At 70.7% G+C, this 9,603-nt stretch carries 8 protein-coding genes and 1 pseudogene; 4 read left to right on the plus strand and 5 right to left on the minus strand.

Going from position 1 to position 9,603, the window contains the following annotated elements; genetic code table 11:
* From ABZ749_RS20745 to ABZ749_RS20765, 5 genes and pseudogenes are all read right to left on the minus strand, one after another.
* Positions 1 to 333, minus strand: a pseudogene (locus ABZ749_RS20745) (hypothetical protein); the annotation flags it as partial.
* Between the two features lie 4 nt (positions 334 to 337).
* Positions 338 to 1,225, minus strand: coding sequence for a carbohydrate ABC transporter permease (locus tag ABZ749_RS20750; RefSeq protein WP_357230038.1), 888 nt, complete (start codon positions 1,223 to 1,225; stop codon positions 338 to 340).
* Positions 1,225 to 2,208 (minus strand): sugar ABC transporter permease, encoded by a 984-nt coding sequence (locus ABZ749_RS20755; protein ID WP_357230040.1) that lies wholly within the window; start codon positions 2,206 to 2,208, stop codon positions 1,225 to 1,227. Before ABZ749_RS20755 ends, ABZ749_RS20750 begins: the two co-directional genes overlap by 1 nt.
* Before the next feature lie 30 nt (positions 2,209 to 2,238).
* Positions 2,239 to 3,588, minus strand: a complete 1,350-nt coding sequence (locus ABZ749_RS20760; RefSeq protein WP_357230043.1) for an extracellular solute-binding protein — start codon at positions 3,586 to 3,588, stop codon at positions 2,239 to 2,241.
* Between the two features lie 19 nt (positions 3,589 to 3,607).
* Positions 3,608 to 4,738, minus strand: a complete 1,131-nt coding sequence (locus tag ABZ749_RS20765; RefSeq protein ID WP_238688794.1) for a LacI family DNA-binding transcriptional regulator — start codon at positions 4,736 to 4,738, stop codon at positions 3,608 to 3,610.
* 237 nt (positions 4,739 to 4,975) lie between these two features.
* Between ABZ749_RS20765 and ABZ749_RS20770 the strand changes: the two genes are divergently transcribed.
* The 4 genes from ABZ749_RS20770 to ABZ749_RS20785 all read left to right on the plus strand — a co-directional run.
* Complete coding sequence (locus ABZ749_RS20770) at positions 4,976 to 6,304, plus strand: Gfo/Idh/MocA family oxidoreductase (protein WP_357230045.1); 1,329 nt, start codon at positions 4,976 to 4,978, stop codon at positions 6,302 to 6,304.
* A 25-nt stretch (positions 6,305 to 6,329) separates the two neighbouring features.
* Complete coding sequence (gene uxaC, locus ABZ749_RS20775; protein WP_357230047.1) at positions 6,330 to 7,766, plus strand: glucuronate isomerase; 1,437 nt, start codon at positions 6,330 to 6,332, stop codon at positions 7,764 to 7,766.
* Positions 7,767 to 7,821: 55 nt separating this feature from the next.
* Complete coding sequence (locus ABZ749_RS20780) at positions 7,822 to 9,126, plus strand: enolase C-terminal domain-like protein (protein WP_357230049.1); 1,305 nt, start codon at positions 7,822 to 7,824, stop codon at positions 9,124 to 9,126.
* A partial coding sequence (locus ABZ749_RS20785) for a mannitol dehydrogenase Rossmann domain-containing protein (RefSeq protein WP_357230051.1) occupies positions 9,117 to 9,603 on the plus strand: 487 nt, incomplete at its 3' end. The genes ABZ749_RS20780 and ABZ749_RS20785, both read left to right, overlap by 10 nt.

Here is a 9,603-nt window from a genome sequence, read left to right on the forward strand (position 1 = left end):
CACCGTGTGCGCGACGCACCAGTCCAGCCTGGCGGCCTTCCGCTGCGGGTCCAGCGCCGCCAGGTCGGCGGCGAGCAGCGCGGTGGCGGCGAGCGCGAGCAGGCTGACCGGCACACCGGGCAGCACCGCGCGGCCGAACCGGCGCAGTGTCGTGCGTGCCGAGGGCCAACTGCCGGTACGCGTCCAGTCGCGCACCGCCGCGCTGGCCGTGCCCGCCGCCGCGGCGGCGGTGAGCAGGGGCACCGCCGCGAGGGTCAGCAGGATGCCCAGCAGGGCCAGGTCGGCGGCGTCGCGGCCGACGTCGCGCCAGTCCCGCCGCCCGCCGGTGTCCACGGGTTCAGCCCTTGATGCCACTGGTGTTGATCCCCTCGACGAGCATCCGCTGGAACGCGACGAAGAACAGGAAGACCGGCAGCAGCGACAGCACCGACATGGCGAACATCGGGCCGACCGCGCTCTGGCTGGTCGAGTCGATGAACAGGGTCAGCGCGACCGGGACGGTGTAGTCCTCCAGTTGGGACAGGAAGACCAGTTGGCGGAAGAAGTCGTTCCAGGTCCAGATGAACGAGAAGATCGCCGTGGTGACCAGCGCCGGGCGGCTCAGCGGCAGGATGATGTGCCGGAAGATGCCGAACGGGCCGGCGCCGTCGATGCGGGCCGCCTCGTCCAGCTCCCGGGGTACGCCCCGCATGAACTGCACCATGAGGAAGACGAAGAACGCCTCGGTGGCCAGGAACTGCGGGATGAGCAGCGGCAGGTACGGCCAGTCACCGCCGACCAGCCCGAGCGTGCGGAACAGGATGTACTGCGGCACGATCAACACGTGCTGCGGCAGCAGCAGCGTGCCGATCATGACGGCGAACCACATGCCGCGCAGCCGGAACCGCAGCCGGGCGAAGGCGTACGCGGCCAGCAGGCAGGAGAGCCCGTTGCCGATGACGGTGAGCAGGCTGACCATGGCGCTGTTGAGGAAGAACCGGCCGAAGCTGACGTCGAAGTTGGACCACCCGGCGGTGTAGTTGCCCGGGGTGAACCGTTCGGGCAGCAGCCCGACGTTGTTGACGATCTCCTCCTGGGACTTCAGCGAGGTGCCCACCATCCAGATCAGCGGGTAGAGCACCACGGCGACGATCGCCACCAGGATCAGCAGTCGCAGCACGGGCCGGCCGCCGGGGCGTCGGCGCACGTTCGGCGGCGCTGCGGTCGTCGGGGTCACCGCCACCATCACCGGTCCTCCCCGTCGGAGTAGTGCACCCAGAACCGTCCGGTGCTGAAGAAGATCGCGGTGATGACCGCGATGGCGAGCAGGAACACCCAGGCCATCGCCGAGGCGTAGCCCATGTTGAGGTCGGTGAAGCCGGTGATGTAGAGGTTCAGCGTGTACATCAGGGTGGAGTCGACAGGGCCGCCGGTGCCGTTGCTGAGCACGAACGCGGCGGTGAAGCCCTGGAAGCCGTTGATGGTCTCCAGCACCAGGTTGAAGAAGATGACCGGGGAGAGCATCGGCAGGGTGACGTTGCGGAACTGGCGGAACCGGCCGGCCCCGTCCACGGACGCGGCCTCGTACAGCTCGGTGGGCACCTGCTTGAGCCCGGCCAGGAAGATCACCATCGGTGCGCCGAACTGCCAGATGGCCAGCACCATCAGTGTTTCGAGGGCCCAGTCGGGGTCGTTGACCCACGGTTTGCCGGTGATACCGAAAAGACTCAGCAGCGAGTTGAACGCGCCGTCGCGGTTGAACATGTTGACCCAGACGATGGCCAGCGCGACGCTGCCGCCGAGCAGGGACGGCAGGTAGAACAGCCCGCGGAACAGCCCGACGCCGCGCCAGGCGCGGTTGAGCAGCAGCGCCACGCCGAGCGCCGCGGCCAGCTTCAGCGGTACGGCGATCAACGCGAAGGTCAGCGTGACCCGCACCGCGTGCCAGTACGACGGGTCAGCGGTGAACATCCGCTCGTAGTTGGCCAACCCCACCCACTCCACCTCGGAGAAGGGGGTGAGGATGTCGTAGTTGGTGAAGCTCAGGTAGAGCGACAGCAGCATGGGGATCGCCGTGACACCCATCAGGCCGATGAGCCACGGCGACAGGAAGACGTACCCCGCCAGACCTTCGCTGTGCCGGATCCGTCCGGGCCCACGCCTCTGCGCGTGGGCCCGCACGGATCCGGGGCCGCGTCGGGTCGGGTCGGGCGCCGTGGTCAACGCCACGAACAGCTCCTCTCCTCGCCTCGCGGGCGGTCAGGCGATGGCGGACTTGCACGCCTCGATGAACTGGGTGGCGGCCTCGGCGGGGGTGGCCCGGCCGTACTGCGCGTTCTCGGCGGCCTTGATCAGCTCGGACTTCACCTTGCTGTGGCCCTTGATCGGCACCTGCGGCGACTCGCCGAACTTCTGGGTCAGCTCCGCCTCGACGGCGATGGACTGCTTCATGGCCGGGTCGGTGGTGTCGTCGCTGACCACCCGGCGCAGGTCCAGGTTGGACGGCAGACCACGGTCGGTGCCGAGCAGCTTGACCGCTTCGAGGTCGTTGTTCAGGAAGTTGATCACGTCGACGGCGACGTCCTTGTTCTTGCTGCCCTTGAACACCGACCAGTACATCGAGGCACGGGCCCACTGCGCGCTCGGGTCACCGGGGTAGGCGATCACGCCCAGTTCGTCCTTGGTGTTCTTCTTCAGGTCCGGCATCTGGTTGGCCCAGACCCAGGAGGTCGCCGACTTGCCGGTGACCACCAACTGTTTGGTGACGTCGCTGGAGTTGCCCTCGTGGATGACGTCGGCGCTCGGGGTGGCCTTGCGGTCCCGGGCGCCCTTCCACAGGTCGAACCACTTGGTCACGTCCTCGGCGGTGAAGCCCAGCTCCTTGCCCTTGTAGAGGTCCTTGCCCTGTTGGCGCAGCCAGACCCAGAACGCCTTGTAGTCGGCGCTCGGGTCCTGGGTGCCGGGCACCTTGGTCTTCGCGGTGACCTGCTCGGCCCAGGCGATGTGCTGCTCCCAGCTCATCCCGGTGGTCGGCTCGGGCAGGTTGTGCGTGGTCAGCAGCGTCTTGTTGTAGACCAGACCCTGGGTGTTCTCCCCGGCGGCCAGGCCGGCGAGCTTGCCGTCGACGACGCCGTACTTCCACAGGCTCTCGGGGAACTTGGAGGTGTCCAGCTTCCCGGACTCCTGGTAAGAGGTCAGGTCGAGCGTGGTGTTGCGGCCCGCGTACTCGGCGAGGTAGTTGTCGTCGATCTGGAACAGGTCCGGCGGATTGCCGCCGGCGGTGAGGGTGGCCAGCTTGTCGAAGTAGCCCTGGTTGGCCTGCCAGGTCTTCTCGAAGGTCACGTTCGGGTGCTTCTTGGTGTAGAGCGCCAGCGCGTCCTCGGTCAGCTTGGCCCGGGCGTCGCCGCCCCACCAGAAGATCGAGAGTTTCACCGGGGCGTTCGGGTCGGCGGCGCCGCCGTCGTCGTCTCCGCAGGCGGCGGCGCCGAACATCAGCGGTGCGGCGACCGTCACGGCGAGCAGGCCACGCAGCAGGTGCCGCCGGGGCAGCGGGGTACGGTGGGCGCGCCCGACGGACGCGTCAGTGGTGGGGGGCGTTGCGGGGTGCATGTGCGCTCACTCCTCGGCATTAGGAGGCGACGGCGTCACCGGTGGCCGCAGTCGGGATGCCCGGGTCCGCAGGGCAATGCGGGCCCGGGCCACGTGGTGCGGCCAGGGGACGTGCCGGTCGGGCGTACGGGCCCGGACCGGTCGAGTCGCGGATGACCAGGTCGGTCTGGAGCATTACCTGTGCGGTGGTACGACGGACGCCGAGCGCCGTGCCGGCACCGGACCCCCGCGCACCGCGCGGTGACTCGATGTCCTGTTGCAGCAGCATGTCGACGGCCGTCCGGCCGGCGGCCCCGGTGGGTGTGGCCACCGTCGTCAGTTTGGGGCGGGTCAGCCGGCTCAGGGTGATGTCGTCGACCCCGACGACGCTCACCTCCTGCGGCACCCGGACCCCGAGCGCGTCCAGCCCTTCGATCAGGCCGATCGCCATCAGGTCGTTGTAGGCGAGCACTGCCGACACGCCGCTGCGTCGCACCTGCTCGGCGACTGCGGAGCCGCCGACCTCGGTGGGCGCGTTGGGGCCGAGCATGGTCAGCTCCGCGCCGCCGGCTCGGGCGGCCGCGCCGGCGGCACGGCGCATCTCCCGGTTGGTCCACGAGCTGCGCGGTCCACCGAGCAGCGCGATGCTGCGGTGCCCCAGGCCGACCAGGTGCTCGATCGCCGACCGGGCGCCCTGCCCGACGTCCATCAGCACGCAGGGCAGGCCGGTCACCTGGCGGTTCACCACGACCAGTGGCACCTCGCGGCTGAGCTGCTCGATCAGGCTGTTGCTCATCCGAGGGCTGCACAGCAGCACGCCGTCCACCTGCTTCGCGAGGGCGTGGACCAGCTCTTCCTCGGCGGTCGGGTCCTCGTTGGTGTCGGCCACGAAGACGTGGTAGTCGCGGTGCCGGGCCTGGCTCTCCGCCGCCTTGATCAGCGGCGGGAAGAACGGGTTCGCGATGTCCGCGATGATCAGCCCGATGTTGTGCGTCCGCCCGGTGATCAGGGCCCGGGCGGCGCGGTTGGGCCGATAGCCCAGGTCCTCCGCGCAGGCCAGCACCCGGACCCGGGTCTCGGGATTGACCAGGTGCGGAGCGGAGAAGGTGCGGGACACGGTGGAGATGTGCACACCGGACGCCCGGGCGACGTCCCGGATGGTGACTGGCACGGCGGCCCCTTCGTCCGATGTGGTGGCGGTCACGCAGGTGTGGCCCATTAATGCAAACGGTTGCGCCAGTGTCAACGGTCAATGATTACGGCTTCGTTGCACCCACACTCCCCTTGGTCACCTGCAACCCCCCAGACGCCGACAAATGACGCCGATCACGCCGTCATCGTTGACGCGAACGCATCGATCGTGATTACTTCACTGCAAACCTTTGCAGCACCCACGGGAGGCGACCGCATGTCACCGAGAGCCGCCGGACGGGTCCGGTACGCCGTCGTGGGCACCGGCGCGCGAGCCGAGATGTTCGTCCGGGCGCTGGTGCTCGACCACGCCGACACCACCGAGCTGGTCGCCTTCGCCGACGTGAACCAGGCCCGCATGGACGCGCACAACCGCTGGCTGGGCGAGCTGGGTCACCGCCCGGTGCCCACGTACCCCGCCGGTGACTTCACGACCATGCTGGACTCCGAACGCGTCGACGTCGTCCTGGTCACCAGCGTGGACGTCACCCACGACGAGTACGTGGTGGCAGCACTGCGCGCCGGCCGGGAGGTCGTCACCGAGAAGCCGATGACAGTGGACGCGGCCCGCTGCCGGCGGATTCTGGACACGGTCACCGAGACCGGCGGGCGGGTGGCAGTCGCCTTCAACTACCGCTACAACCCGCTGCACGAACAGGTTCGCCGGCTGCTCGCCGAGGGCGCGGTCGGCGAGATCGGCTCGGTGCACTTCGAGTGGCTGCTCGACGTCCGCCACGGCGCCGACTACTTCCGCCGTTGGCACCGCGACAAGGCCACCTCCGGGGGGCTGATGGTGCACAAGGCCAGCCACCACTTCGACCTGGTCAACTGGTGGCTGGCCGCCACGCCCGTCGAGGTGTACGCGGCCGGCCGACTCTTCTTCTACGGCGAGGACGGTCGCCGGCACGGGTACGCCCGCGACTACGACCGGGCGCACGGCTCCCCCGCCGCCGCCGACGACCCGTTCGCCCTACGGCTGGACGCGCATCCCCGGCTGCGCGAGCTGTACCTCGACGCCGAGGCCGAGGACGGCTACCAGCGCGACCGCAACGTCTTCGCGCCCGGGGTGAGCATCGAGGACGACATGGCGGTGCTGGCCCGCTACTCCACCGGCGCCACCATGACCTACCACCTCACCGCGTACGCGCCCTGGGAGGGCTACCGGGTGATGGTCAACGGCAGCCGAGGCCGACTGGAGCTGAACGTGGCCGAGAACGACTACGTCGACCGGGGCACCGCCGGCGCGGTCAAGGGGGCCGCCCTGCACGGTGCCGAGGCGCCGGCCGAGGGCGGTGGTGCGACGCTTACCCTGCGCCCGTTCTGGGCCCCGCCCCGGCAGATCCCGGTGGAGGGCCGCAGCCGGCACGGGCACGGCGGCGCGGACGCCCGGATGACCGGGGTGCTCCTCGGCGGTCAACCCGACCCGTTGGGCCGCGCCGCGACCGCCGACGACGGCGCGTTGGCCCTGCTCACCGGTCTGGCCGCAAACCGGTCCTTCGAGACCGGCCAACCCGTCCGCGTCGCCGACCTGCTCACCCCCCGCTGACACAGGAGACGAGGAGCCCCACTCCGTGCCCACGTTCGACCACACCGACCTGCTCCTGCCGCCCGAGCCGGGCCAGCGCGCGCTGGCCCGGGAGCTGTACGCCCTGGCGGCGGAGCAACCCATCATCTCGCCGCACGGGCACGTCGACCCGGCCCTGCTCGCCGAGGACCGACCCTTCCCGGACCCGGCGCAGCTGCTCATCGTGCCCGACCACTACCTGACCCGGATGCTGCTCAGTCAGGGCGTACCCCCGGCGGATCTGGGGGTGCCCACCCGCGACGGCAGCCCGGTGGAGACCGACGGCCGGGTGATCTGGCGTCGCTTCGCCGCGCACTGGCACCTGTTCCGGGGCACCCCGTCGCGGCTGTGGCTGGAGCAGACCTTCCGCACCGTCTTCGGGGTGCACACCCCACTCCACCCGGGCACCGCCGACGCCATCTACGACGAGATCGCGGCCCGGCTCGCCGAGCCGGATTTCCGGCCCCGAGCGCTGTTCGAGCGGTTCAACATCGAGGTCCTCGCGACCACCGAGTCGCCGCTGGACGACCTCGCGCAGCACGCCAAACTCGCCGCCGACGGATGGGGCGGGCCGGGCGGCCGGGTGGTCACCACGTTCCGCCCGGACGACGTGGTGGACATGGAGTTCGAAGGCTGGTCGACCAACGTGGACCGTCTCGGCGACCGGGCCGGCGAGGACACCGGCAACTACGCCGGCTACCTGGCGGCGCTGCGGGCCCGACGCGCCGCGTTCATCGCCGCCGGCGCCACCTCCTCCGACCACGGCCACCCCACCGCGCGCACCCTGGATCTGACCCTGGCCGAGGCCGAGCGGCTCTACGACCGGGGTCGGCGCGGCGAGGCCGACGCCGCCGACGCGGAGGCGTTCCGGGCGCACATGCTCGTGGAGTTCGCCCGGATGTCGCTCGACGACGGCCTGGTCATGCAGCTGCACCCCGGCGCGGTGCGCAACCACAACCGGTGGTTGCACGCCCGGCACGGTCGCGACGTCGGCGGCGACATCCCGCAGGCCACCGAGTACGTGCACGCGCTCGCCCCGCTGCTGGACCGCTACGGCAACGACCCCCGGCTGCGACTGGTGCTCTACACCCTCGACGAGGACACCTTCACCCGCGAGCTGGCGCCCCTCGCGGGCGGGTACGCCGCGCTGCTGCTCGGCGCGCCCTGGTGGTTCCTGGACTCCCCGGAGGTGCTGCGCCGGTTCCGGGAGGCGGTGACCGAGAGCGCCGGCTTCTACAACACCACCGGGTTCGTCGACGACACCCGGGCGTTCTGTTCCATCCCGGTACGCCACGACGTGGCCCGCCGGGTGGACGCCGGCTTCCTGGCCCGGCTCGTCGCCGAGCACCGGCTGCCGATGGACGAGGCCGCGGAGACCATCGTCGACCTGGCGTACCGGCTGCCCAAGCGGGTCTTCAACTTCGGAGGGGACCACCACCTGTGAGCGCGAGGAGTGCAGCGCAGCGGAGCCCCGCAGTCGCGAACGAAAGGCAGGCTCAGTGACCGTCACCATCACCTCCGTCGAGGTGCACGACGTGCGGTTCCCCACCGCCGCCCGGGGCGACGGCTCCGACGCGATCAACCGGGGCGACTACTCGGCGACGTACGTGGAGCTGGGCACCGACGCCGGCCCGACCGGCGCCGGGTTCACCTTCACCAACGGCCGGGGCAACGAGATCACCTGCGCGGCGGTGCGTGCCCTGGCCCACCACGTCCAGGGGCGCACCATCGAGGAGATCACGGCCGAGCCGGTGGCGTTCTGGCGCTCGCTCAGCGCCGACGTGCAGTTGCGCTGGCTGGGCCCGGAGAAGGGCGTCATCCACATGGCGACCGGCGCGCTGGTCAACGCGGTATGGGACCTGCGGGCCACACTGGCCGGCAAGCCGATGTGGCGCTTCCTCGCCGACCTGCCCACCGACGAGCTCGTGGCCAGCGTCGACTTCAAGCACATCACCGACGCGCTCACCCCGGACGAGGCCGCGGCCATCCTCGACAAGGGACGCGACGGGCTCACCGACCGGTTGGCCACCCTCGAACGTGACGGCTTCCCGTCGTACACCACATCGGTCGGTTGGCTCGGCTACTCCGACGACAAGGTGCGGACGCTGACCCGGCAGGCGTACGCCGACGGCTGGCGGGCGATGAAGATGAAGGTCGGCGGGCCGCTCGCCGACGATCTGCGGCGGGCCCGGATCATCCGGGAGGAGATCGGCCCGGACGCGCTGCTGATGATGGACGCCAACCAGGTCTGGGACGTTGACGAGGCGATCACCGCGATGGCGGCCCTGGCCGAGGTGGACCCGTACTGGATCGAGGAGCCCACCCACGCCGACGACATCCTCGGGCACGCCCGGATCGCCCGCGCGGTGGCCGAGTTGACCGGCGGTCGCTGCCGGGTGGCCACCGGTGAGGTGGCCGCCAACCGAGTGATCTTCAAGCAGCTTCTTCAGGCCGAGGCGATCGGGGTGATGCAGGTCGACGCCTGCCGGGTCGGCGGCGTCAACGAGGTCCTGGCCGAGCTGCTGCTGGCGGCGAAGTTCGGCGTGCCGGTCTGCCCGCACGCCGGCGGCGTGGGCCTCTGCGAGTACGTCCAGCACCTGGCGATCTTCGACTACCTGCGGGTGGGCGCCGGTCTGGACGGTCGGATGATCGAGTACGTCGACCATCTGCACGAGCACTTCGTCGATCCGGTGCGGACCCGCGGTGGCCGCTACCTGCTGCCCGAACGGCCCGGTTACAGCGCCACCATGAAACCCGCGTCGATCGCGGAGTTCCGCTTCCCGGACGGCCCGGCATGGCAGTGACCGTCGGGGCCTCCCGGCTCGGCCTGGGCATGCTGCGCCGGCTGCCCGCCGAGGCCCGCCCGCTGATCCGGCCGGGCACCGTGCCGACCGGCGTCGTACACCTGGGGTTGGGCGCGTTCCACCGGGCCCACCAGGCCGTCTTCACCGAGGCGGCGGTCGGCGCGGCCGGGGGTGACTGGGGCATCGTGGCCGTCGCGCCGCGCAGCACGGCGGTGGTCGAGGCGATCGCCGCGCAGGACAACCTGTTCAGCGTCAGCGCCCTCTCCGCCGCCGGCAGCTCCACCCGGGTGGTGGGTGCACTGAGCGGGGTCCGGCACGCGCCCAGCGACCCGGAGGCCGTGGTGGCGTTGCTCGCCGACCCGGCGGTCCGCGTGGTGACCCTGACCGTCACCGAGAAGGCGTACCACCTCGACCCGGTGCTCCCCTTCGTGCGGTTGTCGGGCTCTGTTGGCGCCGACCCTCTACGAATGGAGCTTA

Origin of the sequence: Micromonospora sp. NPDC047753 (assembly GCF_040642735.1) — a bacterium.
Taxonomy (GTDB): domain Bacteria; phylum Actinomycetota; class Actinomycetes; order Mycobacteriales; family Micromonosporaceae; genus Micromonospora.